Annotated in this window: 21 protein-coding genes and 1 pseudogene; 12 read left to right on the top strand and 10 right to left on the bottom strand. The window is 68.0% G+C overall.

Features of this window, described 5'->3' with window-relative positions:
* Window positions 1–21 precede the first annotated feature (21 nt).
* A pseudogene (locus tag ACPUER_RS13465) lies at window positions 22–258 on the bottom strand (hypothetical protein); the annotation flags it as partial.
* A gap of 277 nt (window positions 259–535) precedes the next feature.
* Here ACPUER_RS13465 and ACPUER_RS13460 point away from each other — a divergent pair.
* The gene (locus ACPUER_RS13460) at window positions 536–1012 is read left to right on the top strand and encodes a DUF2501 domain-containing protein (protein WP_310143148.1); all 477 of its coding nucleotides are present in this window, start codon (window positions 536–538) and stop codon (window positions 1010–1012) included.
* A 163-nt stretch (window positions 1013–1175) separates the two neighbouring features.
* Here ACPUER_RS13460 and ACPUER_RS13455 read toward each other — a convergent pair whose 3' ends face one another.
* Window positions 1176–1541 carry a hypothetical protein gene (locus ACPUER_RS13455; RefSeq protein WP_034181339.1) on the bottom strand — a complete coding sequence of 122 codons (366 nt, stop codon included), beginning with the start codon at window positions 1539–1541 and terminating at the stop codon, window positions 1176–1178.
* A 335-nt stretch (window positions 1542–1876) separates the two neighbouring features.
* On the opposite strand from ACPUER_RS13455, the gene ACPUER_RS13450 reads away from it, so the two are divergent.
* The 3 genes from ACPUER_RS13450 (at window position 1877) to ACPUER_RS13440 (ending at window position 5333) form a co-directional block, all read left to right on the top strand.
* Window positions 1877–3313: an aldehyde dehydrogenase family protein gene (locus tag ACPUER_RS13450; RefSeq protein ID WP_175961320.1), complete on the top strand. Its 1437-nt coding sequence runs from the start codon at window positions 1877–1879 to the stop codon at window positions 3311–3313.
* Between the two features lie 122 nt (window positions 3314–3435).
* On the top strand, window positions 3436–4626 hold the full coding sequence (locus ACPUER_RS13445; RefSeq protein WP_310143142.1) for a nitronate monooxygenase family protein: 1191 nt from the start codon (window positions 3436–3438) through the stop codon (window positions 4624–4626).
* Window positions 4627–4691: 65 nt separating this feature from the next.
* The gene (locus ACPUER_RS13440) at window positions 4692–5333 is read left to right on the top strand and encodes an OmpW family outer membrane protein (RefSeq protein ID WP_310143140.1); all 642 of its coding nucleotides are present in this window, start codon (window positions 4692–4694) and stop codon (window positions 5331–5333) included.
* Window positions 5334–5408: 75 nt separating this feature from the next.
* On the opposite strand, the gene ACPUER_RS13435 is transcribed toward ACPUER_RS13440, so the two are convergent.
* A complete protein-coding gene (locus ACPUER_RS13435; protein ID WP_310143137.1) occupies window positions 5409–5612 on the bottom strand; it encodes a DUF1289 domain-containing protein in 204 nt (67 codons plus the stop codon).
* 421 nt (window positions 5613–6033) lie between these two features.
* Here ACPUER_RS13435 and ACPUER_RS13430 point away from each other — a divergent pair, with 421 nt between their 5' ends.
* The 4 genes from ACPUER_RS13430 to ACPUER_RS13415 all read left to right on the top strand — a co-directional run bounded on the left by ACPUER_RS13430 (window position 6034) and on the right by ACPUER_RS13415 (window position 10116).
* Window positions 6034–7128 (top strand): polyamine ABC transporter substrate-binding protein, encoded by a 1095-nt coding sequence (locus ACPUER_RS13430; protein WP_175961323.1) that lies wholly within the window; start codon window positions 6034–6036, stop codon window positions 7126–7128.
* Between the two features lie 86 nt (window positions 7129–7214).
* On the top strand, window positions 7215–8375 hold the full coding sequence (locus tag ACPUER_RS13425) for an ABC transporter ATP-binding protein (RefSeq protein WP_175961324.1): 1161 nt from the start codon (window positions 7215–7217) through the stop codon (window positions 8373–8375).
* Window positions 8372–9298 (top strand): ABC transporter permease subunit, encoded by a 927-nt coding sequence (locus ACPUER_RS13420; RefSeq protein ID WP_072441279.1) that lies wholly within the window; start codon window positions 8372–8374, stop codon window positions 9296–9298. The genes ACPUER_RS13425 and ACPUER_RS13420 overlap by 4 nt, the downstream gene beginning before the upstream one ends.
* Window positions 9295–10116 carry an ABC transporter permease subunit gene (locus ACPUER_RS13415; RefSeq protein ID WP_175961325.1) on the top strand — a complete coding sequence of 274 codons (822 nt, stop codon included), beginning with the start codon at window positions 9295–9297 and terminating at the stop codon, window positions 10114–10116. Before ACPUER_RS13420 ends, ACPUER_RS13415 begins: the two co-directional genes overlap by 4 nt.
* Before the next feature lie 97 nt (window positions 10117–10213).
* On the opposite strand, the gene ACPUER_RS13410 is transcribed toward ACPUER_RS13415, so the two are convergent.
* Genes ACPUER_RS13410 through ACPUER_RS13400 form a run of 3 tightly spaced genes read right to left on the bottom strand, consistent with a single transcriptional unit; the run spans window position 10214 to window position 13624 of the window.
* On the bottom strand, window positions 10214–11020 hold the full coding sequence (locus tag ACPUER_RS13410) for a sulfite exporter TauE/SafE family protein (RefSeq protein ID WP_175961326.1): 807 nt from the start codon (window positions 11018–11020) through the stop codon (window positions 10214–10216).
* A gap of 18 nt (window positions 11021–11038) precedes the next feature.
* Window positions 11039–12709, bottom strand: coding sequence for a TIGR01244 family sulfur transferase (locus tag ACPUER_RS13405; protein WP_425131341.1), 1671 nt, complete (start codon window positions 12707–12709; stop codon window positions 11039–11041).
* 30 nt (window positions 12710–12739) lie between these two features.
* Entirely contained in the window at window positions 12740–13624 is an 885-nt protein-coding gene (locus ACPUER_RS13400; protein WP_425131340.1) for an MBL fold metallo-hydrolase, read from the bottom strand.
* Between the two features lie 249 nt (window positions 13625–13873).
* Here ACPUER_RS13400 and ACPUER_RS13395 point away from each other — a divergent pair, with 249 nt between their 5' ends.
* The 4 genes from ACPUER_RS13395 to ACPUER_RS13380 all read left to right on the top strand — a co-directional run bounded on the left by ACPUER_RS13395 (window position 13874) and on the right by ACPUER_RS13380 (window position 16885).
* Window positions 13874–15271, top strand: coding sequence for a sigma-54 interaction domain-containing protein (locus tag ACPUER_RS13395; protein WP_425131339.1), 1398 nt, complete (start codon window positions 13874–13876; stop codon window positions 15269–15271).
* 135 nt (window positions 15272–15406) lie between these two features.
* Window positions 15407–15970 (top strand): DUF2975 domain-containing protein, encoded by a 564-nt coding sequence (locus ACPUER_RS13390; protein ID WP_425131338.1) that lies wholly within the window; start codon window positions 15407–15409, stop codon window positions 15968–15970.
* An 8-nt stretch (window positions 15971–15978) separates the two neighbouring features.
* A complete protein-coding gene (locus ACPUER_RS13385; protein ID WP_006488139.1) occupies window positions 15979–16203 on the top strand; it encodes a helix-turn-helix domain-containing protein in 225 nt (74 codons plus the stop codon).
* 67 nt (window positions 16204–16270) lie between these two features.
* Window positions 16271–16885, top strand: coding sequence for a hypothetical protein (locus ACPUER_RS13380; protein WP_425131337.1), 615 nt, complete (start codon window positions 16271–16273; stop codon window positions 16883–16885).
* Window positions 16886–17035: 150 nt separating this feature from the next.
* On the opposite strand, the gene ACPUER_RS13375 is transcribed toward ACPUER_RS13380, so the two are convergent.
* From ACPUER_RS13375 to ACPUER_RS13360, 4 genes are all read right to left on the bottom strand, one after another.
* Window positions 17036–18064 (bottom strand): MerR family transcriptional regulator, encoded by a 1029-nt coding sequence (locus tag ACPUER_RS13375; RefSeq protein WP_425131336.1) that lies wholly within the window; start codon window positions 18062–18064, stop codon window positions 17036–17038.
* 121 nt (window positions 18065–18185) lie between these two features.
* Entirely contained in the window at window positions 18186–19751 is a 1566-nt protein-coding gene (locus ACPUER_RS13370) for an efflux transporter outer membrane subunit (RefSeq protein ID WP_425131335.1), read from the bottom strand.
* Between the two features lie 2 nt (window positions 19752–19753).
* The gene (locus ACPUER_RS13365) at window positions 19754–22903 is read right to left on the bottom strand and encodes an efflux RND transporter permease subunit (RefSeq protein ID WP_425131334.1); all 3150 of its coding nucleotides are present in this window, start codon (window positions 22901–22903) and stop codon (window positions 19754–19756) included.
* On the bottom strand, window positions 22900–24009 hold the full coding sequence (locus tag ACPUER_RS13360) for an efflux RND transporter periplasmic adaptor subunit (protein WP_425131333.1): 1110 nt from the start codon (window positions 24007–24009) through the stop codon (window positions 22900–22902). The genes ACPUER_RS13365 and ACPUER_RS13360 overlap by 4 nt, the downstream gene beginning before the upstream one ends.
* Window positions 24010–24137: the final 128 nt, after the last annotated feature.

Below are 24137 nucleotides of genomic sequence, written 5' to 3'. Positions count from 1 at the left end.
GCTGCGCGAATCGGTCGCCGGTTATTCGACTGGCGCAACGACCAGCGGACAGGTGCCGACCGGACGCAGCCGCGTGCCGGTCCATTCGTAGAAGAACCGGGCCGCCTTCGCGTTGTCGTCGCCGCAATCGTCGTTGAAGCAGCCCGCGACGATCAGCAGCCGGCTGCCGGCGCGGAAATCGACGCGTTCGTCGTCGTTGCCCATCACGCCCGCGATGGCCTTCACGCCGGGCATCGTGTACGCCTTGCCCGTGTACTTGTATCGGGCCGGATGGTCCGGACGGCAGGCGACGACGATTCTATGACGCATCGCATGTACCGGCGACACGCAATGGCGATCGTGCGCGAGTGCAGTCTGTCGCGCATCGAACCGGCCGCGCATGCTGCGCGGGCATCCCGTCAAGCATTGTCAAATCGCGGCGATATCACGATGCCTGACGTTTCAGGCCGCGCACGAAGGCTGTCATGCACCGGTTGATTGGGTATCCTTTGATTCGATTCGAGGCACTTATGCAGTCACAGCCAGGAGGCTTCACATGAATGCACGTCTATACCGCGCGATCGTTGCCGGCGCGCTGATCGGATTGCTCGGGCCGTTTTCGGTGGCTCATGCGCAGCTTGGTGATGTCCTGAAACAGGTCGGCGGTGGTGGCGACTCGGGCGGCAGCGCAGGCAGTGCGCTCGGTAACCTCGGCAACCTCGGCGGCGCACTGACTGGCGGCGGTTCGTCGCTGATGCCGGGGAGTACCGGCAACGTCGCGGGCCTGCTGCAGTTCTGTATCCAGAACAACTATCTCGGCGGCGCGTCCGGCAGCGCATCGTCGGTGAAGGACGCGCTGCTCGGCAGGCTCGGCGGCAATGCGTCGACCGACAGCGGCTATACCAGCGGCGCGAGCGGGATCCTCGACGCCGGCAACGGCAGCAAGCTCGACCTGAGCGGCGGTGGCCTGAAACAGCAGGTGACCAGGCAGATCTGCGACAAGGTGCTGACACAGGCGAAGTCGCTGCTGTAAGCGCAACAGCGCGCATTGCGCGTGCCGGTGCAGCGGGCGGTGCTGGCGCGCCGTACCCCGTCAGCCAGTCCGGCCGCTACTTCCGCATCGACGACAAGACCGTCGCGCGAAGCGGTGCCGCGGCCCGCACGCGTACGGCTCGATATGCGGCTCGATATGCGACTCAATCGGCCAGCCGCTTGTCCGCGAGCGCCTTGCAGCAGTCGTCGTACACCCATTGCACGAGTTTTGCCCGATAGTCGAGATCGTCGGTATCGACGATTTCCTCGACCGCGTCGCGCGCCCACGGCGCGTCGACGAACCCGGCGTGCCGCTTCGCGATGTCCTGCGCGAGCGCCGCGAGCTTGGCGATCGCGAGCCAGTCGGCCTGGCGGTGATGGCGGTCGAGCCAGCGGTGCGCGGCCTGGACCTGGAACGTGGCGTCCGGCCATGATTCGTTGAGGTAAAACGCGCCGAGATTGCCGCAGGTGAGCCAGCAAAGCAGCTCCAGGCGGTCTTGCGAGCCGAGGGTATGGGATGCGTCGGACATGGCAGCGCTCACGAAATGCGTCGATTCCGGGCGGCGCCGGTCGCAATGGGCCGGTGCCGATAATAAAAACATAGCACGATGCGGGCCCGGCCGCGCACCCGGGCGGATGCTGACACCGCAGCGGCATGGCGGACGCCGGGCCGGCGCTCACGCCGACGGCGCAGCGAGGGTGCGGCAGAGGCCGGAGTCCTTTCGAATGGCTGTCAATCGTCACACCAGTCGACCGCAACGCTCGTTAGAATGTCGGCTTCCCCGCGAAGCATGGGGCTGGAGTACCTGCTCCCGCCGCCATAAGCGCTAAAGCGCCAACTCTGCCCGACAGGAGACGGAACACGATGAAAATCTACGACCAGTTCTATATCGACGGCGCATGGCGCAAACCGGCCGGAACCGGCACGATCGACGTGATCGACTCGGGCACCGAGGCCGTGATCGGCCGGATTCCGGAGGGCATCGCCTCCGACGCGCAGGATGCGATCCGCGCGGCGCGCGCGGCCTTCGACGCGTGGGCGGCCACGCCGGCCGCGACGCGCGCGGGCTATCTGCGCAAGATCGTCGAGCGTCTGCAGGCGCGCAGCGAGGAACTCGCGCAGTCGATCACCGGCGAAGTCGGGATGCCGATCAAGCTGTCGCGCGCGATCCAGGTCGGCGGCCCGATCTACAACTGGAAGGCATATGCGAAGCTCGCCGAGTCGTTCGAATTCGAGGCGCGGGTCGGCAACTCGCTCGTGGTGCGCGAGCCGGTCGGCGTGGTCGCGGCGATCACGCCGTGGAACTACCCGCTCAACCAGGTCACGCTGAAGGTCGCGCCGGCGCTCGCGGCCGGTTGCACGGTGGTCCTGAAGCCGTCCGAAGTCGCGCCGCTCAACGCATTCATGCTCGCCGAAGCGATTCACGAAGCCGGCCTGCCGGCCGGCGTGTTCAACCTCGTGTGCGGCTACGGTCCGGTCGTCGGCGAGGTGCTGGCTACCGACCCGGACGTCGACATGGTGTCGTTCACGGGCTCGACGCGCGCCGGCAAGCGCGTGGCCGAGCTGGCGGCCGCGGGCGTCAAGCGCGTCGCGCTTGAACTGGGCGGCAAGTCGGCGTCGGTGATCCTCGACGATGCCGATTTCGCGACGGCGGTGAAGGGCACGGTCAACGCGTGCTACCTGAACGCGGGCCAGACCTGCTCGGCGCACACGCGGATGCTGGTGCCGGAAACGCGCTACGAAGAGGCGCGCGAGATTGCGAAGGCCGCGGCCGAAACATACGTCGCGGGCGATCCGCGGCAGGACGCGACGCGCCTCGGCGCGCTCGCGTCGGCCGTGCAGCAGCAGCGCGTGCAGGCGTACATCCAGCGCGGGATCGATGAAGGCGCGGAACTCGTGACGGGCGGCACGGGCCTGCCGGAGGGGCTCGCGAAAGGTTTCTTCGTGAAGCCGACCGTGTTCGGCCGTGTCGATCCGAAATCGACGATCGCGCAGGAAGAGATCTTCGGGCCGGTGCTGTCGATCATCACGTATCGCGACGAAGACGAAGCCGTGCGGATCGCGAACGATTCGCCGTACGGGCTCGGCGGCGCGGTATGGGCCGGCAGCGACGAACGTGCGATGAGCATCGCGCGCCGCATCCGCACGGGGCAGGTCGACATCAACGGCGGCACGTGGAACGGCGCCGCGCCGTTCGGCGGCTACAAGCAGTCGGGGCACGGCCGCGAGAACGGCGTGTACGGGCTCGAAGAGTATCTCGAGTACAAGTCGATGCAGTTGAAGCCAGCGAAGCCGGCCTGAGCGTCTCGCACCGCATGAACCGGAAACGGCACGCTCGCGTGCCGTTTTTTATTGACGGACGTCAAGGTGCGCGGCGGTGAATCGTCGATCATCGCGGTTCCGATGTTCTGACGAGGTATCCGATGACCGTACGCACTTCCTTTCCGCCGCTGACGATACGCGGCCGCACCTTGCTGCCTGTCGTGCAGGGTGGCATGGGCGTCGGCATCTCCGCGCACCGGCTGGCGGGCAGCGTCGCCCGCGAAGGCGCGCTCGGCACGATCGCGAGCATCGACCTGCGCCACCATCATGCGGACCTGCTCGCGCGTTGTCGTGCGCAGCCCGATCGCGCGACGCTCGAGGCCGCGAACCTCGACGCATTGGCGCGCGAGATCCGTCTCGCGAAGACCTACGGCGAAGGGCGCGGGATGATCGCGGTCAACGTGATGAAGGCGGTGAGCGCGCATGCGGACTACGTGCGAGTCGCGTGCGACGAAGGCGCCGATGCGATCGTGATGGGCGCGGGCCTGCCGCTCGATCTGCCCGATCTCACGCAAGGACACGACGTCGCGCTGATCCCGATCCTGTCGGACAGCCGCGGGATCGCGCTCGTGCTGAAGAAGTGGATGAAGAAGGGGCGCCTGCCCGATGCGATCGTGATCGAGCATCCGGCGCACGCAGGCGGCCACCTCGGCGTCACGCAGATCGACGACATGCACGACGCGCGCTTCGATTTCGCGCGCGTGCTCGACGAGACCGCGCAGGTGATGGCGTCGCTGGGCCTCGCGCGCGACACGATCCCGCTGATCGTTGCGGGCGGGATCAACAGTCACGAGATGGTGCGTGCGGCGCTCGCGGCCGGTGCGAACGGCGTGCAGGTCGGGACGCCGTTCGCGGTGACGCAAGAGGGCGATGCGCATCCGGAGTTCAAGCGCGTGCTCGCCGATGCGGCGCCCGACGACATCGTCGAATTCGTCAGCGTGACGGGGCTGCCCGCGCGCGCGGTGAAGACGCCGTGGCTCGATCGTTACCTGCGCAACGAGACGCGCATCCGCAACAAGCTCGGCGCATTCAAGCAGCGCTGCCCGACCGCGCTCGAATGCCTGAGCGTATGCGGCTTGCGCGACGGCATCGAGAAGTTCGGCCATTTCTGCATCGACACGCGGTTGGCGGCCGCGCTGCGCGGCGACGTCGCGAACGGGCTGTTCTTCCGCGGCCGCGAAGCGCTGCCGTTCGGCCGCGCGATCCGCAGCGTGCGCGATTTGCTCGACCTGCTGCTGACGGGCCGTGCGACCGAGCCTGCGGCAAACCGTCCCACGTTTACGCTGGCTTGACGAATATCAAGATGACGAAAAGACCCTACGAGGAGAATGGGAACCATTCTTTGGGGGTCCGTACCATGCATCAAACGATTCGAACTTTTGTCACCGCTGCCGCCGTCGCGGCAAGCTTCGTCGCGATGCCGTCGGTGTCGCACGCGGCGTCGCCGGGCGACGGCATCAACCAGGGTGACGTACTGGTCCGGCTGCGCGCGATCAGCATCCAGCCGAACGAGCGCGCGAGCGACACGCTCGGCGCGCTCAACGTCGGCGTGAACAACGCGATCGTGCCCGAGCTCGACTTCACGTACATGATCCGCGACTACCTCGGCGTCGAGCTGATCCTCGGCACGTCGCGGCACCAGGTGACGTCGAGCCTCGGTAACCTCGGTGGCGTGGGCGTGCTGCCGCCGACGCTGCTGCTGCAGTATCACTTCAACCATGCCGGCAAGGTGCGTCCGTACGTCGGCGCCGGGTTGAACTACACGTACTTCTACAACAACGGGCTCAACGTCGGCGGGGAGGGCGTGTCGATCAACAAGAGCAGCTTCGGCCCCGCACTGCAGTTCGGCGTCGACGTGCAGTTGACGAAGAAGGTGTTCATGAACGTCGACGTGAAGAAGATCTGGATGAGCACCGATGCGACGCTCGGCGACAAGGGCATCGGCACGCTGCACATCGATCCGTTGATCGTCGGCGTGGGCGTCGGGATGAAGTTCTAGACGCGACAGGAAAAGAACAGAGTTGGGGTTCGCGGCATGGCGGTCGGCATGCCGCTTTTTTTATGCGCGGCGGATTTACAGCTTGTCGTACTGGAAGCGCATCGCGGTGCCTTCGCGCGTAATGCGTTCCCACACCGCGCGCTTTTCGACGTCGCTCAGGAACACCCAGTTCGACACTTCTGCGGCCGTGCGGCCGCAGCCTTTGCAGACTTCGTCGAAGAGGGTCGAGCACACGCCGATGCAGGGGCTGTCGGGCAGGTCGTGGAGATTGGAGGCCATCGGAAGGGTTCGCGCAGTTGAATCGTCAGCTGCCATTTTAATGCATCGTGGCCGATCGGCCCGGCGCCGGGGCGCGAGGCGCGAGGTACGCCGCGATTTCACCGGTGAAACGGCGGCGTGCCCGGCCGTCGGGCGCGCAATTCACGCAGCCGGCGAACGCGGTTGCGCCGCTGCCTGTTTTTCCCGGTGGACAGCCGTCGATTACCCGATAGAATTCCCCTCGGAATACCCAACCGCACGAGCGGCCTGACTGGCCGGCAGCGGTAATCTGTTCCGTTTGCGCGACACCGGCATGATTTTTTTGTGACGGAGCGCGAATGGTGGTAGTTTTCGGGGTTTTCGAGGGGCGGAGCACCAGAATGCGCCGCCGTGACGAGGCAGATGGCAGCCGGACAAACGGTCCGGCCGGAGGGAGAACGGGATGAAAGCAAAAGTAGTGGGCCGGTTCGCAGCGCTCGCGCTGTGCGTGGGTGCATCGGCGGCAGCGGCGAAGGATACGCAGCTCAATGTCTATAACTGGTCGGACTACATTGCGAAGGACACGATCCCGAACTTCGAGAAGCAGGCGGGCGTCAAGGTCCGCTACGACAACTACGACAGCGACGACACGCTGCAGGCGAAGCTGCTGACGGGTAGCTCGGGCTACGACATCGTCGTGCCGACCAGCAACTACGCGGGCAAGCAGATCGCCGCCGGCATCTTCGCGCCGCTCGACAAGTCGAAGCTGCCGAACCTCAAGTACCTCGATCCGCAACTGATGGCGCTCGTCGCGGGCGCGGACCCGGGCAACAAGTACTCGGTGCCCTGGGCGTACGGCACGACGGGTCTCGCGTACAACATGACCAAGGCGCAGCAGGCGCTCGGCAAGGTCCCGCTCGACAACTGGGACATCCTGTTCAAGCCGGAAAACATCTCGAAGCTGAAGACCTGCGGCGTGTCGGTGCTCGATGCGCCCGACCAGATGTTCGCGGCGACGCTGCACTACATCGGCAAGGATCCGATGAGCACGAACCCGGCCGACTACAAGGCCGCGATGGAAGTGCTGAAGAAGATCCGCCCGTACATCACGCAATTCAACTCGTCGGGCTACATCAACGATCTGGTCGGCGGCGACATCTGCTTCGCGTTCGGCTGGTCGGGCGACGTCGTGATCGCGAAGCATCGCGCGATCGAGGCGAAGAAGCCGTACAAGATCGAGTACTACATTCCGAAGGGCGGCGCGCCGGTATGGTTCGACGTGATGGCGATCCCGAAGGACGCGAAGAACAAGGATGCCGCGCTGCAGTGGATCAACTACATCGAGGATCCGAAAGTGCACGCGGCGATCACGAACGCGGTGTACTACCCGAGCGCCAACGCCGAGGCACGCAAGTACGTGCGGCCCGACGTCGCGAACGATCCGGCCGTCTACCCGCCGGCCGACGTCGTGAAGACGCTGTTCCTGCTCAAGCCGCTGCCGCCTGAAATCCAGCGCCTGCAGACGCGTCTGTGGACGGAGCTGAAATCGGGCCGCTGACGCGAGCCGGCGTTCCCCAGCAGTCATGAAGCCCCTGGTGCCCCCGGGGGCTTTGTTCGTCAAACGCAGGAGAGAAGCAGCACATCATGAATAGCCAGTCGGGTGCGCCGGTCGCGGGCGCACCGTTCTCCGTTTCCTCCTCCGGCGCCAATGCGCGCGCCGAGAACTTTGTCCAGATCGTCGACGTCGTGAAGAAATTCGGCGACACCGAAGCCGTGCGCAGCGTCAACCTGACCGTGCGCCAAGGCGAGCTGTTCGCGCTGCTCGGCAGCTCGGGCTGCGGCAAGTCGACGTTGCTGCGGATGCTCGCGGGCCTCGAGACGGTCACGTCGGGCAAGATCCTGATCGACGGCGAGGACCTCGCGCAGATGCCGCCGTACAAGCGGCCCGTGAACATGATGTTCCAGTCGTATGCGCTGTTCCCGCACATGTCGGTCGAGTCGAACGTCGCGTTCGGCCTGAAGCAGGAAGGCGTGCCGAAGGCCGAGCTGAAGGAGCGCGTGCATGCGGCGCTCGAACTCGTGCAGATGAGCAAGTACGCGAAGCGCAAGCCGCATCAGCTCTCCGGCGGCCAGCAGCAGCGCGTCGCGCTCGCGCGTTCGCTGGTCAAGCGCCCGAAGCTGCTGCTGCTCGACGAGCCGATGTCCGCGCTCGACAAGCAGATCCGCCAGCGCACGCAGATCGAGCTCGTCAACATCCTGAACAAGGTCGGCGTCACCTGCATCATGGTCACGCACGACCAGGAAGAAGCGATGACGATGGCGAACCGCCTCGCGGTGATGAGCGAAGGGCAGATCGTGCAGATCGGCTCGCCGAACGAGGTCTACGAATATCCGAGCAGCCGCTTCTCGGCCGAGTTCATCGGTTCGACGAACCTGTTCGACGGCGTGACCGTCGAGGACGAACCCGACCACGTGTACATCGAATCGCCGGAGCTGCCGAGCCGGCTGTACGTGAGCCACGGGATCTCGGGCCCGCTCGGGATGCCGGTCACGGTGTCGGTGCGCCCCGAGCGGATCGCGCTCACGCGCAAGCCGCCCGAAGGCGCGTTCAACTGGGCGCGCGGCAGGATCGGCAATGTCGCGTACATGGGCGGTTATTCGCTGTATCACGTGAAGCTCGACGCGGGCAAGACGGTGGTCGCGAACGTGTCGAGCCTCGCGATTTCGGAGCTCGACACGCCGTCGCTCGGCGACGAGATCTACGTGCGCTGGAGCGCGACCGCAGGCGTGGTGCTGACGTCATGAGCGCGTTCAAGTCCCTGCTCGAGTGGCCGGTGCGGCGCTTCAACCTGACGGGCGCCACGGCGGTCGTCGCCGGGCCGTTCACGTGGCTCGTGCTGTTCTTCCTCGTGCCGTTCGTGCTGGTCGTCAAGATCAGCTTCGCGGAGCTGCAGCTCGGCATCCCGCCGTACACGGAGCTCGCGTCGTACGCGGACGGCGTCGTGCACGTCGCGCTGAACCTGTCGCACTACGCGTTCCTGTTCACGGACAGCCTGTATTTCGCGACCTACGTGAACTCGGTGTGGGTGGCCGCGGTCACGACGCTGCTGTGTCTGCTGATCGGCTATCCGATGGCGTACTACATCGCGCGCTCGAACCCGGCGACCCGCAACCTGCTGATGATGGGCGTGATGCTGCCGTTCTGGACGTCGTTCCTGATCCGCGTGTACGCATGGATCGGCATCCTGAAGAACAACGGGCTGCTGAACAACTTCCTGATGTGGATCGGCCTGACCCATACGCCGATCGAGCTGTACCGCACGAACTACGCGGTGTACATCGGGATGGTGTATTCGTACCTGCCGTTTCTCGTGATGCCGCTCTACGCGCACCTCGTGAAGATGGACCTGCGCCTGCTGGAAGCCGCATACGATCTCGGGGCGAAACCATGGAAGGCGTTCGTGCAGATCACGCTGCCGCTGTCGAAGAACGGGATCATCGCGGGTTGCCTGCTGGTGTTCATCCCGGCGGTCGGCGAGTACGTGATTCCGGAACTGCTCGGCGGCGCGAACACGCTGATGATCGGCCGCGTGATGTGGAACGAGTTCTTCAACAACGCGGACTGGCCGATGGCGTCGGCCGTGACCTGCGCGATGGTGCTGCTGCTGCTCGTGCCGATGGCGATGTTCCAGCACTTCCAGGCGAAGGAGCAGGAGGCCCGTCGATGAAGCCGAATCGTTACCTGCAGTTCGCGGTGCTGTTTGCCGGCTTCGCGTTCCTGTACATCCCGATCCTCAGCCTGATCGTCTATTCGTTCAACGAGTCGAAGCTCGTCACCGTGTGGTCGGGTTTTTCGTTCCGCTGGTACTCGGCGCTCGTCGAGGACGACGAGCTGCTGACGGCCGCGTGGCTGTCGCTGAAGATCGGCGTGCTGACCGCGTTCGCATCGGTGTTCATCGGCACGTGGGCCGGCTTCGTGCTCGCGCGGATGGGGCGCTTTCGCGGCTTCGCGCTGTTCAGCGGGATGATCAACGCGCCGCTCGTGATTCCCGAGGTGATCCAGGGGATCTCGCTGCTGCTGCTGTTCATCGAGCTCGCGAAGTGGATCGGCTGGCCGGCCGAGCGCGGCATCTTCACGATCTGGCTCGGCCACGTGATGCTGTGCATCTCGTATGTCGCGATCATCGTGCAGTCGCGCGTGCGCGAGCTGAATCCGTCGCTGGAAGAAGCCGCGCTCGATCTCGGCGCGACGCCGCTGAAGGTGTTCTTCACGATCACGCTGCCGCTGATTTCGCAGGCGCTGATCGCGGGCTGGCTGCTGTCGTTCACGCTGTCGATCGACGACCTCGTGCTGTCGGCGTTCCTGTCGGGCCCCGGCTCGACGACGCTGCCGCTCGTCGTGTTCTCGCGCGTGCGCCTCGGGCTGAACCCGGAGATGAACGCGCTCGCGACGCTGTTCATCGTCGCGGTGACGGCCGGCGTCGTGATCGCGAACTTCGTGATGCTGCGCCAGGAGCGCAAGCGGATGGCGGGGTTCGCGACCTGACGCGCAGATTGCAGCCGCAACGAAAAAGCGCCCGGTGCCGACGACGAGTCGGGCCGGGCGTTTTGTTTGGCGGCGCTGACCGGCAGCCGCCGGAGGCTCACGCGCCGAACGCCGCCTTCGCCAGCATTCCGAGCGCGACGCACACGAGCACGGCCGCGAAGCCGGCCTGCACGTGTCGCGCGGCAAGGTGCCGCGACGCACCGCGTCCGGCGGCCATGCCGAGCGCGGTCGCGACGGTGAACCACAGCGTCACGTCGAGCGGCGCGCGCGTGCCCGACACGAGCGTCGCGAACACGCCGCCGGTGCCGACCAGCGCGATCACCATCAGCGACGTCGCGACGATGCCGTGCATCGACACGTTCGTGAACTTGCGCAGCATCGGCACGATCACGAAGCCGCCGCCGACGCCGAGCAGCCCCGTCATCAGGCCGGTTACCGCGCCGGTCGACGCGAGCGCGAAGCCGACCGGCCAGGACCACACGAGACGGCCCGTATCGGGATTCACGCGACCGACGCACAGCGGCGATGCGTCCGGGTCGACGGGTGTGTGTCGCAGCGCCTGCCGCAGCAGGCGGCCTGCGACGATCAGCATCGTCAGCGCGAACAGTGCGAGCAGCAGGCGCTGCGGCAGCACGTGCGCGAGCCGCACACCGAGCGTGGTCAGCGGCACGCCGGCCACGGCCATCAGCAGCGCGGCGCGATAGCGCACGAGCCCGCGGCGGAAGCCTTCGAGCGCGCCGAGCGCGGCACTGCCGGCTACCGCGACGAGCGCGACGGGCGTGGCCTGCTGCATCGGCCAGCTCATGCCGACGACGAGTGCGGGCACCGCGAGAATGCCGCCGCCGGCGCCGGTCAGGCCGAGCACGGCGCCGACGAAGCCGCCCAGTACGAGGGAAATCAGCATGACGTCATCGGGCTCCGCTCAACGTGCGATCGCGGGCTTCGCGAGCCATTCGCGGCCCTTGAGCATCGCCTTCCAGTAAAGCGGCGGCAGCACGCGTTCCTTGAGCAGCCACGCGAGCCGCGACGGGCGGCGGCCGTCGATCAGCCATGCGGGGAAGGTCGGCGCGACCTTGCCGCCGTACAGGAATTCGGCGAGCACGATCTTGCCGCGCTCGACGGTGAGCGGGCACGAGCCATAGCCGTCGTACGCGGCGTCGCCGTGCGCGCGGCCGAGCGATGCGAGCAGGTTGTGCGCGACGACGGGCGCCTGCTTGCGGGCGGCCGCGGCCGTCTTCGCATTGGTCGTGTTGGTGGCGTCGCCGAGCGCGTAGATGTCCGGAAAGTGCTTGTGCCGCAGCGTCGCCGGATCGACGTCGATCCAGCCGGCCGCGTCGGCGAGCGGGCTCGAACGCACGAAGTCGGGCGCCTTCTGCGGCGGCACGACGTGGATCATGTCGAACGAACGCACGACGGTTTCCTTGCCGCCGTCCGGCAGCGCACGCACGAACGTCGCGCGGCGCGCGGGCCCGTCGATCGCGACGAGGTTGTGGCCGAACGACAGCGCGATGTCATAGCTTTTCACGTACTCCATCAGCGCGGGCACGTAGTCGGCCACGCCGAACAGAGCACCGCCCGCATTCAGGAACTCGACGTTTGCGGCCTCGGGTCGCCCCGCGCGCCGCCAGTGGTCGCACGACAGGTACATCGCCTTCTGCGGCGCGCCCGCGCACTTGATCGGCATCGGCGGCTGCGTGAAGAGCGCATTGCCGCCGCGGAACGTACGGACGAGCTCCCACGTGTATGCCGCGAGATCGTAGCGGTAGTTCGACGTGACGCCGTTGCGGCCGAGCGTGTCGGCGAGGCCTTCGATCGCGTGCCAATCGAGCTTGAGGCCCGGGCACACGACGAGCTTGCGGTAGCCGATGCGCCGGCAGCCGTCGAGCACGACGGTGTGCGCGTCGGGCTCGAAGCCGGCGACGGCGGTCTGGATCCGGTGCACGCCGCGCGGCAGCAAGTCGGTCATCCGGCGCGCGGTGGTCTCGGGCCGGAACACACCCGCGCCGACCATCGTCCAGCCCGGCTGGTAGTAATGGACGTCGGCCGGATCGATCACCGCGATGTCGAGCGACGCGTCGCGCGCGAGCAGGCTCGATGCGACCGCGATACCGGCTGCGCCGGCACCGACGATCACGATGTCGTGCCGCGCATCGACGGCCGGCGCCGCCTGCCTGCCGCCTTGCGTGACGCGCGACGCGAGTGCGCGCAGATCGTAACCGGCCGCATCGGCCGTCGCGACGATGTCGTCCAGCGGGCGCTGGCCGGCTTGCGACAGCGCCCACAGCGTGGCCGAGCGCATGCCGCTGCGGCAGTATGCGAGCACCGGGCCGTCGAGCGACGCGACGAGCGCGCCGAACTGCGCGGCCTGGTCGTCGGTCACCTTGCCCGTATCGACCGGCAGATAATGCACGTCGATGCCGAGCGGCGCGGCGGCCGCGCGGATCTCGGTGACGGTCGGCTGGTCGGGGCCTTCGCCGTCGGGCCGGTTGCAGACGATCGCGCGGATGCCCGCCGCGTGCAGCGCGGGCAGGTCGGCCGCCGCGATCTGCGGCGAGACCGACAGCGCGTCGGTCAGCTTGCGGATGGTGGTCATGTCGGGGTTCTCGGTTGGGGGCGGCAGCGCTCAGATCGCGTCGAGCGGGATCTTCAGGTAGCGCACGCCATTGTTTTCGGGCTCCGGCAGGTGGCCGGCGCGCATGTTGACCTGCACGGACGGCAGCATCAGCACCGGCATGTCGAGCGTCGCATCGCGCGCGGTGCGCATCGCGACGAAATCGTCCTCGGTCACGCCGTCCTTCACGTGCACGTTCGCGCGGCGCTGCTCGGCGACCGTCGTCACGAACTGCACATCGCGGCCGCCCGGCTGGTAGTCGTGGCACAGGTACAGGCGCGTGTCGGGCGGCAGCGCGAGCACGCGGGAGATCGAGCGGTACAGCGTGCGCGCGTCGCCGCCCGGGAAGTCGCAGCGGGCCGTGCCGTAGTCGGGCATGAACAGCGTGTCGCCGACGAACGCCGCGCGCTGCGTCGCGTCGTCGACGCAATAGGTCATGCACGCGGGCGTGTGGCCCGGCGTGTGCAGCGCGCGGATCGTCAGCGCGCCGAGCGCGAGCGTGTCGCCGTCGTCGACGAGCCGGTCGAACTGGCGGCCGTCCTCGGCGAAGCCGGGACCTGCGTTGAACAGCGTGCCGAAGACGTGCTGCACGCGGCGCACGTGCGAACCGATCGCGATCCGGCCGCCGACCCGTGCCTTCAGGTACGGCGCGGCCGACAGGTGGTCGGCATGCACGTGCGTCTCCAGCAGCCAGTGCACGGTCGCGCCGAGTTCGGCGACGCGCGCGATCAGCCGGTCGGCGCTCGCGGTGCGCGTGCGGCCGGATTTCGGGTCGTAGTCGAGCACGCTGTCGACCAGCGCGCACGCGCGGCTCGCCGTATCGAGCAGGAGATAGCTGACGGTGTGGGTTGCCGGGTCGAAAAAGCCTTCGACCGACAGCGTGGGGGCGTTGCTCACGGGGTGTCCTCGATCGGGTTCTGCATTTGCAATCGGGATCTCTAACTCAAGAACCGTGCCAACCGGTACCGCGGCGCTGGCCGATGGGCCAGAGACTTGATTCGGCTCGGGTTTTCGGCGCGGCCGTGGCGCTGCACGGGCGTTGGCGCCAGCCGGTCGAGCAGGCGGACTGCCATATCTGGCAGTGCCGTGGCAGAATTGGCGGCCTGCCTGGCAGTCCGTCCGGCAGAACCGTCACCGAGCGTCCGCATGAATCCGCACGACACCATCCCGATCGTTCCCGCGCCGCGCCGCGATGTCACGCCCGACGTTCGCGCGCTCGTCGCCTATCTCGAGCAGGACCCGCAGCCGATGATCGTCGTCGATCCCGACTACCGCATCCTCGCGGCGAACGATGCGTATCGGCGCCAGTTCGGCGTGGCGGGCGTCGAGCACGTGGGCCGGCATTGCTTCCAGGTCTCGCATCACTACGACGTGCCGTGCGACCAGGCCGGCGAGCATTGCCCGATGAAGCAGGCGCTCGAATCGCGCGGGCTGAACCGCGTGCTGCACATCCACCACACGCCGCGCGGCCCCGAGCACGTCGACGTCGAACTGCGGCCGATCTTCGATGCGGACGGCAACGTGATCGCGTATGTCGAGCGGCTGACGACGGTGCGCAGCGCGTCCGCGCAGCCGAGCGCGGAAGGGCTGGTCGGCGGCGCCGACGCGTTCAACGCGGCGCTCGGCGCACTGCAGCGCGTCGCGCCGTCGCTGTTGCCGGTGCTGCTGCTCGGCGAGTCGGGCACCGGCAAGGAGCTGTTCGCGCGCGCGCTGCACGAGGCGAGCGATCGCGCGATGGGGCCGTTCGTCGTCGTCGATTGCTCGGGGATCGCCGAGACGCTGTTCGAGAGCGAACTGTTCGGCTATGAGAAGGGCGCGTTCACGGGCGCGAACCAGCGCAAGCCGGGCCTCGTCGAGACCGCGCAGGGCGGCACGCTGTTTCTCGACGAGATCGGCGACGTGCCGCTGCCGATGCAGGTGAAGCTGCTGCGGCTGATCGAGTCGGGCACGTTCCGGCGCGTCGGCGGCGTCGAGGCGCTGCGCGCGGATTTCCGGCTCGTCGCGGCCACGCACAAGCCGCTGCGCGAGATGATCGACGACGGCCGGTTCCGGCAGGACCTCTACTACCGGATCAGCGCGTTTCCGATTCCGCTGCCGGCGCTGCGCGAACGGCAGGGCGACGTTGCGCTGCTCGCCGAATCGATCCTGCGGCGGATCGCAAACGCGCGCGCGAACGCGGGCGATGCGGGCGCGCGGCCGTTCGCGGCCCGGCCGTTCGTGCTGACCGAGCGCGCGCGCGCGTGCCTCGACGCGTATGCATGGCCGGGCAACATCCGCGAACTGCGCAACGTGCTCGAACGCGCATGCCTGTTCGCGGACGACGGGACGATCCGGGTCGAGCATCTGCCGGCCGAACTCGTGGCGGCATCGGCGACGCAGCAGGATGGCGCGGGCGCGGCGGGCGCGCTGACGGATGCCGAACTGGTGCGGATCGCCGGCGAATTCACCGGCACGCGCAAGGCGCTGGCCGAGCGCACGGGGATGAGCGAGCGCACGTTGTACCGGCGGTTGAAGGCGCTCGGGCTGGGCACGCGCGGCGGGTGAGCGGGTGTTCCTACGTATCGATGACGAATATGCTCGGCAATCATAAATTCATGTGATACGAAAAATAATTATCGTTTTACGATAATTATCGACGTACAATCGATGCGTGTTCACCACCATCGAAGAGGATGTCGCATGCATTCCGATCGTATTGCCCGCATCAGCCAACGCATGGCTGCCGTCACGCTGTGGTTCATCGTCGCCATGCTGGTGCTCAACGCTGATTGCTGGGCGTTTCCGTCGCTGAGCGCGGCCGACTCCGGGCCCGGTTTCGTATTCGGCCTCACCGACTCGGTAATGTCGAACCTGCACGTGGATGTCGCTGCTTTCCCGTGGTGGCAAAAGGCGGTCGGCATCCTGCTGTCGAGCGTGCCGCTCGTCGCGCTCGCGAACGGCCTGCGCCATCTGCGCGCGCTGTTCCGGACTTATGCGCGCCGTGACTATTTCTCCGCGCAGGCGGCAGGCCATCTCGGCAAGACGGGCCGTGCGATCGGCCTGTGGGTGCTGCTGAGCCTGTTGTGCGAACCGCTCCTGAGCGTGTGGGCGACGATGCGCGAGCCGGTCGGCCATCGCGTGGTCAGCATCGGCTTCAGCATGCCTTACGTCGTCGCGTTGTTTACCGCGGCGTGTATTGCGGTCATCGCGCATATCCTCCGGCAGGCGAGCGAACTCGACGCCGAACATCGGCAGTTCGTCTGAGGCCCGCCATGACGATCGTGGTCAAGCTCGACGTGATGCTCGCGACCCGCAAGGTCCGCTCGAAAGATCTCGCGGCGGCGGTCGGCATCACCGAGCAGAATCTGTCGTTGCTCAAGCAGGGGAAGGTCAAGGGCATCCGTTTCGCTACGCTCGAAGCCATCTGCCGCTATCTCGATTGCCAACCCGGCGACCTGCTCGCGTTCAGCGATGACGGCGGCGGCGAGCCGGATTGACGTGCCGCCACGGCGGACTGCCGATGCGGCGCGGCGTCGCCGGTCGGGGATCGTTGCAGTCGCCGCGGTGGTCGCTTTATCGGTCCACGTGCTCGGATGGTTCGCGCTTCAGTGGATGCCGACGGCGGCCGGCCCGGCTGCAAAAAAGATCGACGAATCGGACAGGATCGCGCTGAGCGTCCGGTTGATTCCGGTTACGCCGGAGCACGCGCGCGCGACGAAGGCAGACGGGCGCACCGCGCCTGACGCACGCGTACCCGGCACGCGTGAATCGGCGCGCCGCTCCGGCGCTGCGGCGACGCCGCGCATCGCGACACGTTCGCTGTCCGAAATGCCGCGCGCGTCGGACACGCAAAGGACGGCGCGCGCAACCCGCACGCCGGATCAGCGCGAAAGCCGGTCGGAGCGTGCGTCAATGCCCGAGCTCGACTGGGGGCGCGATCTGGCGACGATCGGCGCGCGGCGCGCGACGCCGCACAGTCCAGCGGCCGCGGCGGTCGGCGCGTTGGGCGCATCGTCCGGACTCCCGGCGTCACGCCGCAATTCGGTCGACGAAAAGCTGGCAGGCGGAATGTCGGGGGCGCGTCGCGCCGATTGCCGAAGCGCATATTCGGGCGCAGGCTTGCTTGCGCTGCCGATGCTCGCGCTGGATGCGGTTCGCGATACGGGCTGCAAGTGGTGAAGCGTGCGGCTCGAACCGTGGTGCGTGTGCGCGGGTTGCGCGGCGGTCTCGTTGCGCGATCGACCGTCGGCCGGACCGGCTGCTGGCTACCGTGACGGCCTGCCCGGGCGGCGCGCGAAACCGCCACGCACCCGCCCGGGCATCACGCGATCAGCGCGCCGGTGCCAACTGCGCCATCGCCTCGCGGATGAAGCCGAGCAGCGTATCGTCGACCCACGCGTCCTTCGTCAGCGCCGGCTCGTTCATCATCGCGTGACGGAATTTCGCGTGCGTGGCCGGATCGTGGCCCGCATAGCTGCAGAACAGGTCGAGCCAGCGCTGCGCGAGCGCGCGGCCTTCCGGCGAATCGGGCGTCGCGCCCGCGTCGATCGCGTCGCGCACGTCGGCCATCAGTTGCGGCCATTCCATCGCGCGTTCGCCGTAGTGCGCGCGCATGAAGCGGATCTCGTCCGGCGCGAGATACTTCTCGAAGATCCGCATCTTCGTTTCGGCTGTCGCGCGCAGCACATAGTCGCGCAGCGCGGTCGAAATGCCGATCTTCGACTGCATCGCCGGTTCGCGCTCGTGCATCAGGTTCAACTTCGCCAGCAGCCGAGGGTCGTTGTTCGTGTCGCGCACGAGCAGCGCCATCCAGCGGCCGGCGAGCGCACGGGCGCGCTCGTCCTCGGGCGGCACGCCCGCGTCGTGCAGCGCGCGGACCTCGCCGACGAGCGCGATCCATTCCGCGTCGCCCGCCTGGCTCTTTCGGTACATCGGCATGCGCGCGAGTTCTTCCTCGGAAAAATATTTGTCGTACACGGTCATCAACTCCAGTGTGGTGAGCCAATCGGCCAGCTCCGGCTCCGTGCCGGCGGCGAGCTGCGCGTGCAGGCTCACGAGCCGCTCGCGCAGCTGCGCGGTTTGCGCGAGCTGACGGTCGAGCAGCGCGATCTGCTTCGCGACGAGATCGACGAGCGGGGTGCCGGGCTGGTTCAGGTAGTCGCCGATTTCGGTGAGCGACAGTCCGAAGCGACGCAGCGCCTGGATCTGGTGGAGCCGGGCGATGTCGTGGCGGTCGTACAGCCGATAGCCGTTGTCGGCACGTGCCGAAGGCGTCAGCAGACCGATCGCGTGATAGTGATGAAGCGTGCGGACGGTCAGCCCGCTGCGTTTCGCCAGTTCTCCCACTTTCAGCTGCATTCGTTCCTCCGTTCGGTACGCACACTGGAGTCTCGAACGTTACGCTACGTGAGGGTCAAGCGGAAGATCGGAAATCGGGCGCGCGACGGGTTGACCGCGCGCGCCCGATCGGAGGGCCGGCTTATTGCGGCGAAGGCGCGGTGCCGGGCGTGGCGGCGCGCGCTTCCTTGCCGGTTGCGTCGTCGCCGGCCGCCTTGCCGGATTTGCCGGACTGATCGGCGTTGTCGGCCGGCGGCGTGCCCATTGCCTGATAGAGTCGCGCGGTATCCGCGAACCGCGCGCCGGTCGCGCGGATCTCGTCGAGCCGCGCGTTGCGGTACTGCAGTTCGCTGGCGCGCGCGGCCGACGGCGGCAGCGCGCCGAGCCGCACGCGGGCGGTTGCGTCGTCGTACGCGCCGCGTGCGGACAGCGCGGCGCGCGACGATGCGTCGAGCGCCTCCGCGTCATGCTCGAGCGCCGCGAGCGAATCGGCGACGTTCTGGAACGCGCCGAGCACGGCCTGCTTGTACTGGTCGACCGCGGCTTCGTAGGCGGCCTTCGCCGCGCGGCGCTGCGCGAGCAGCGCGCCGCCGTGGAAGATCGGCTGGCTCAGCGACGCGCCGACGTTCCAGATCGCGCCGGCGCCCGACAGCATCGTCGGCCAGCTGAAGCCGCCTTTGCCCATCGCCGCCGACAGCGAAAGTTGCGGGAACATCTGCGCAGTCGCGACGCCCACTTCGGCAGCGGCCGCCTTCAGCCCCGCGTCGGCCGCCTGGATGTCCGGGCGGCTTTGCAGCAGGTCCGACGGCACCACGACGGGCACCTGTTCGGGCAGGTGCAGATCGGCGAGCGTGAGATCGGCCGGCGGCCGGTCGGGCGTGCGGCCGACCAGCACCGCGAGCGCGTGGCGCGCCGAATCGCGCTGCTGGCGCAGCGCGGGCAGGCTCGCCGCGAACGTGTCGGCGCTTTGCCGCGCGTTCAGCGCGTCGCTGCGCGACGCCGAGCCGAGCGCGTAGCGGCGTTCGGCGTCGTGCGCCTGGTCGTTCGCGAGCGCGACGAGCCGCTCGGTCGTGTCGATCTGCGCGTTGAGCACCGATACCGTGATCGACGCGGTGACGATGTTCGCGGCCAGCGCGCGCCGCGCGGATTCGAGCTGGAACGCACTGACGTCGACGCGTTTCGCGAGCGCGCGGTTCGCGAAGCGGGAGGCGCCGAACAGGTCGACCGTGTAGCTCGCCTGCAGTTGCCCGACGAATGTGTCGTACAGCAGCGTCGGTGCGCCGAGCGCCGGAATCGGCACGCCGAGCGCACGCTGACGCGTGGCCTGGCCGACCGCGTCGATCGACGGCAGCATCGAGCTGCCGATCTGCCCGCGCAACTGCTCGCGCGCGGCATCCAGCGAGTGCGACGCCGCACTGAGCGTCGGGCTGTTGCGCAGCCCTTCGTCGACGAGCGCGTTCAGCGCATCGGAACGGTACTGCTTCCACCAGTCGGGCACCGGCTGCGCGCCGACTTCGAACTGCTGCGCGACGCCTTGCGCGGACACGGTCTGCTCGACTTGCGGCACCGCGCCGTAATGCGCGGGCGACGGCATCGCGGGCGGCTCGCCGCTCGGCGCGAACCACGCGCAGCCGGCCAGGGGCCCGGCGAGGCTCGCGGCCGCGAGCGCGCGCACGGCTTGGGTTTTCAGCTTCATCGACAGATCCATGGTCAGGCTCCCGACGGCGCGGCCGGCGTGCTGCCGTCATGCGGCGGGCCGTCCTGCGGGTCGCGTTCGTCGCGCTTCACGCGGAACCACGTCGCGTACAGCGCAGGCAGGTAGAACAGCGTCAGCACGGTCGCGCTCGTGATGCCGCCCATCAGCGCGGTCGCCATCGGCCCGAAGAAGTTCGAGCGCAGCAGCGGGATCAGCGCGAGCACGGCGGCCGCGGCCGTCAGCGTGATCGGGCGGAAGCGCCGCACCGTCGCGCCGATGATCGCGTCGACGCGGCCGTGGCCGACCGCGATGTCCTGCTCGATCTGATCGACCAGGATCACCGAGTTGCGCATGATGATCCCGAACATCGCGATCACGCCGAGCATCGCGACGAAGCCGAACGGCTTGCCGAACAGCAGCAGCGTGGCGACCACGCCGATCAGCCCGAGCGGCGCGGTCAGCACGACCATCAGCACGCGCGAGAAGCTCTGCAACTGGATCATCAGCAGCGTGAACACGGCGATCGCCATCAGCGGCATCTGCACGTTGATCGAGTTCTGCGCCTTCGCGCTTTCCTCGACCGAGCCGCCGATGTTGATCTGATAGCCGACCGGCAACTGCGCGCGCAGCGCGTTCAGCTTCGCGTCGACCGCGTGCGTGACGTCGATGCCCTGTGCGCCGGCGCGCACGTCCGACTGCACGGTGATGGTCGGCTGGCGGTCGCGTTCCCACACGACGCCGTATTCGAGCGTCGGCTCGAAGCGGCCGAGCGAGCCGAGCGGCACCGGGCCGTTCGGCGTCGGCAGCGCCAGACCCGCGAGCTTGGCCGGATCGACGCGGTCGGCCTGCGGTGCGCGCAGGTCGACCGCGATCAGCTTGTCGCGCTCGCGGTACTGCGTGACGGTCGTGCCGGACAGCGTCATCGCGAGGAAGCTCGACACATCCTGCGACGTGACGTTCAGCTCGCGCGCCTTCTTCTGGTCGATCTCGAAGCGCACCGAGCGCTCGGCCGGCTCGTCCCAGTCGAACTGCACGTTGACCGTGCGCGCATCGCCGCGCATCGTCGCCGCGACCTTCTCGGCGATCGAGCGGACCGTCGCGATGCTGTCGCCGCTCACGCGGAACTGCACCGGATAGCCGACCGGCGGGCCGTTCTCGAGCCGCGACAGCCTCCAGCGCACGGCCGGGAACCGGTCGCGCAGCGTGGTTTCGAGCCAGGTCGCGAGCTTCTCGCGATCCTCGACCGATTTCGCGGTGATCACGAACTGCGCGAAGTTCGGCAGTTGCAGCTGCTGGTCGAGCGGCAGGTAGAAGCGCGGCGCGCCGCTGCCGACGAAGTTCACCGAATGATCGATCTCGGGGCGCTTGTCGATCGCCTGTTCGAGGCGTTCGGTTTCGCGCAGCGTCGCCGCGAACGACGCACCCTCGGGCAGCCGCAGGTCGACCAGCAGCTCGGGCCGGTCGGAGCTCGGGAAGAACTGCTGCGGCACCAGCGAGAAGCCCATCAGCGACACGACGAACAGGGCGCCCGTGATCAGCAGCACGACGAAGCGCCGCTCGATGCACCAGTCGACCCAGCCGCGCAGCCGCCGGTAGAAGCGCGTGTCGTAGATGTCGTGCTCGTGGTCGTCGGGCAGGTGTGCTTCGTGCGCCTGCCGCTTGCGCTCGGGCAGCATGTGGTAGCCGAGCAGCGGGATCAGCACGACGGCCGCGAACCACGACGCGATCAGCGCGATCGCCGACACCTCGAAGATCGAGCGCGTGTATTCGCCGGTGCTCGATTTCGCGAGCGCGATCGGCAGGAAGCCCGACACCGTGACGAGCGTGCCCGTCAGCATCGGGAACGCGGTGCTGGTGTACGCGAACGCGGCGGCGCGCGCGCGGCTGTAGCCCTGTTCGAGCTTCACGGCCATCATCTCGACCGCGATGATCGCGTCGTCGACGAGCAGCCCGAGCGCGAGCACGAGCGTGCCGAGCGACACCTTGTGCAGCCCGATGTCGAACAGGTACATGAACAGGGCCGTGACCGCGAGCACGACCGGAATCGAGATCACGACGACCATCCCGGTGCGCAGGCCGAGCGACACGAGGCTCACGACCAGCACGATCGCGACGGCTTCGGCGACCGCCTCGAGGAAGTCGTCGACCGAATGCGCGACCGCGTGCGGCATGCTCGACACCTCGACCAGCTTGAGGCCGGCCGGCAGGCGCGCCTGCAGGTCCTTCGATTCCGCGTCGAGCGCCTTGCCGAGCCGGATCACGTCGCCGCCCGGCTGCATCGTCACGCCGATGCCGAGCACCGCCTTGCCGGCCGCGCGCATCTGCGTGACGACCGGATCGTCGTAGCCGCGCTTGACCGTCGCGAGATCGCCGAGCCGGAACGTGCGGCCGTTGATGCGGATCAGCGTATCGGCGATCGCGTCGACGTTGTCGAGCTGGCCGCTCGGCCGCACGAACACGCGATCGTCGGCGGTCGTCAGCACGCCGGCCGACGAGATGTCGTTCTGCGCGTTGATCGCCTGCCCGAGCTGCTGCGGCGAGATGCCGAGGCGCGTGAGCTGCGCGTTGTTCACCTCGATGAAGATCCGCTGGTCGGGGTCGCCGAAATAGTCGACCTTGCCGACCCCCGGCACGCGCAGCAGCACGGTGCGCAACTGGTCCGCGTAGTCGTGCAGCTGCGCGGGCGTGAAGCCGTCGCCTTCGAGCGTCCAGATGTTGGTGTAGACGTCGCCGAATTCGTCGTTGAAGAACGGGCCCTGCACGCCGGGCGGCAGCGTATAGCCGATGTCGCCGACTTTCTTGCGGATCTGGTACCAGGTCTCGGGCACGTCCTTCACGGGCGCCGAATCCTTCATCGTGAAGAAGATCAGCGATTCGCCGGGGCGCGAATAACTGCGCAGGAAGTCGATGGCCGGCGTTTCCTGCAGCTTGCGGCCGATCCGGTCGGTCACCTGTTCCTGCACCTGCCGCGCGGTCGCGCCGGGCCAGAACGTGCGGATCACCATCACGCGGAACGTGAACGGCGGGTCTTCGGACTGCGCGAGCCGCGTGTACGCGAGGATGCCCGCGAGCGTCGCGAGCGCGATCAGGTAGACGACGAGCGCCTGATGGCGCAGTGCCCACGCCGACAGGTTGAACCGGCCTTCTTCGCGGGGGGCGCTCACGATGCGAAGTCCTCCGGATGCAGCGGCGCGACCGGGTGCACCTTCTCGCCCGCGCTGACCGTATGCACGCCCTGCAGCACGACGCGCTCGCCCGGCTGCAGCCCATGCGACACGGTGACGGTGCGCTCGTTGAAGCGCGCGACGTCGACGCGGCGCAATTCGAGCGTGTCGTCCTTCGTGCGCACGACCCACACGGCCGGCTGCGCGCCGTCGTGGAACAGCGCGGTCGCGGGTAGCGTGATCGGCTGCGCGTCGCCGGCGGCCGGCGCGCCGTCGAATGCGACGTTCGCGGTCATCCCGAGGCGGATCGCCGGATCGGGCGCGGCGAGCGTGAGCTTCACGCGATACGTGCGGCTTTGCGGATCGGCGGCCGGCGCGACTTCGCGCACCTTCGCCGCGAACTGGCGGCCCGGCAGCGACGGCAGCGTGACGGTCGCCGCATGGCCCGGCGCGAGCGACGCGAGCGCGGCTTCGGACACGTCGCTGACGACGTCCACGTCGCCGGACCACGCGAGCTGGTAGACGGCCTGGCCGGCCGACACGTTCTGGCCGGTGTCGGCCTGTTCGGCGGTGATGTAGCCGGCATGATCGGCGACGAGCGTCGCGTAGCGGAGCTGGTTCTTCGCGAGCGCGAGCTGCTGCTGTGCCTGGTCGCGCTGCGCGAGCGCCGACGTGTAGCTGTTCTGGGTCTGCTCGAGCTGCGCGGTCGCGATCAGGTTTTCATGCGCCTGCGCGCGGTCGCGGTCGAGCTGCTGCTTCGCGAACGCGAGGGTGTGCGTCGCGGCATCGAGCTGCGCCTGCGCGCTCGCGGCGTTTTTCTCGACGTCGGACGGATCGAGCAGCGCGACGACCTGGCCGACCTTGACCGTATCGCCGAGCCGCACCTTGCGCTCGACGATCTTGCCGGCGATGCGGAACGACAGCGGCGTCGCGTAGCGCGGCTGGATTTCGCCGGGCAGCGTGCGCGCGGCCGCGGCGGCATCGGCATGCGCAGGCAGCGCGACGACGGGGCGCGGCGCGGGCGGCGCGGATTCTTTCGGATGACAGGCGGCGACGAAGAGCGCGACGCCGATCAGCAGCGCGGCGCGGGAACCGGAGCGATTCACGAAACCCCCAGGGGAGATGGAGCGGAACGAAGCCGGCAAGCGCGACGGGCGCTTGCCCCAAGCGACGCCGGCAGCGGCGCGCGGACAACAATTTCAGAAACTGCGGCGAATTCTAATACACACCTGTA

Source organism: Burkholderia sp. DN3021, assembly GCF_049805555.1.
Lineage (GTDB): Bacteria > Pseudomonadota > Gammaproteobacteria > Burkholderiales > Burkholderiaceae > Burkholderia > Burkholderia pyrrocinia_C.
Note: the sequence above shows the minus strand (reverse complement) of the source record. Positions and strands in the feature narration are given on the sequence as shown.

Bases quoted from the DNA above. Each gene is read 5' to 3' on its own strand.
- ACPUER_RS13460 (WP_310143148.1), top strand. From the start codon at position 536: ATGAATGCACGTCTATACCGCGCGATCGTTGCCGGCGCGCTGATCGGA.
- ACPUER_RS13455 (WP_034181339.1), bottom strand. From the start codon at position 1,541: ATGTCCGACGCATCCCATACCCTCGGCTCGCAAGACCGCCTGGAGCTG.
- ACPUER_RS13450 (WP_175961320.1), top strand. From the start codon at position 1,877: ATGAAAATCTACGACCAGTTCTATATCGACGGCGCATGGCGCAAACCG.
- ACPUER_RS13445 (WP_310143142.1), top strand. From the start codon at position 3,436: ATGACCGTACGCACTTCCTTTCCGCCGCTGACGATACGCGGCCGCACC.
- ACPUER_RS13440 (WP_310143140.1), top strand. From the start codon at position 4,692: ATGCATCAAACGATTCGAACTTTTGTCACCGCTGCCGCCGTCGCGGCA.
- ACPUER_RS13435 (WP_310143137.1), bottom strand. From the start codon at position 5,612: ATGGCCTCCAATCTCCACGACCTGCCCGACAGCCCCTGCATCGGCGTG.
- ACPUER_RS13430 (WP_175961323.1), top strand. From the start codon at position 6,034: ATGAAAGCAAAAGTAGTGGGCCGGTTCGCAGCGCTCGCGCTGTGCGTG.
- ACPUER_RS13425 (WP_175961324.1), top strand. From the start codon at position 7,215: ATGAATAGCCAGTCGGGTGCGCCGGTCGCGGGCGCACCGTTCTCCGTT.
- ACPUER_RS13420 (WP_072441279.1), top strand. From the start codon at position 8,372: ATGAGCGCGTTCAAGTCCCTGCTCGAGTGGCCGGTGCGGCGCTTCAAC.
- ACPUER_RS13415 (WP_175961325.1), top strand. From the start codon at position 9,295: ATGAAGCCGAATCGTTACCTGCAGTTCGCGGTGCTGTTTGCCGGCTTC.
- ACPUER_RS13410 (WP_175961326.1), bottom strand. From the start codon at position 11,020: ATGCTGATTTCCCTCGTACTGGGCGGCTTCGTCGGCGCCGTGCTCGGC.
- ACPUER_RS13405 (WP_425131341.1), bottom strand. From the start codon at position 12,709: ATGACCACCATCCGCAAGCTGACCGACGCGCTGTCGGTCTCGCCGCAG.
- ACPUER_RS13395 (WP_425131339.1), top strand. From the start codon at position 13,874: ATGAATCCGCACGACACCATCCCGATCGTTCCCGCGCCGCGCCGCGAT.
- ACPUER_RS13390 (WP_425131338.1), top strand. From the start codon at position 15,407: ATGCATTCCGATCGTATTGCCCGCATCAGCCAACGCATGGCTGCCGTC.
- ACPUER_RS13385 (WP_006488139.1), top strand. From the start codon at position 15,979: ATGACGATCGTGGTCAAGCTCGACGTGATGCTCGCGACCCGCAAGGTC.
- ACPUER_RS13375 (WP_425131336.1), bottom strand. From the start codon at position 18,064: ATGCAGCTGAAAGTGGGAGAACTGGCGAAACGCAGCGGGCTGACCGTC.
- ACPUER_RS13370 (WP_425131335.1), bottom strand. From the start codon at position 19,751: ATGGATCTGTCGATGAAGCTGAAAACCCAAGCCGTGCGCGCGCTCGCG.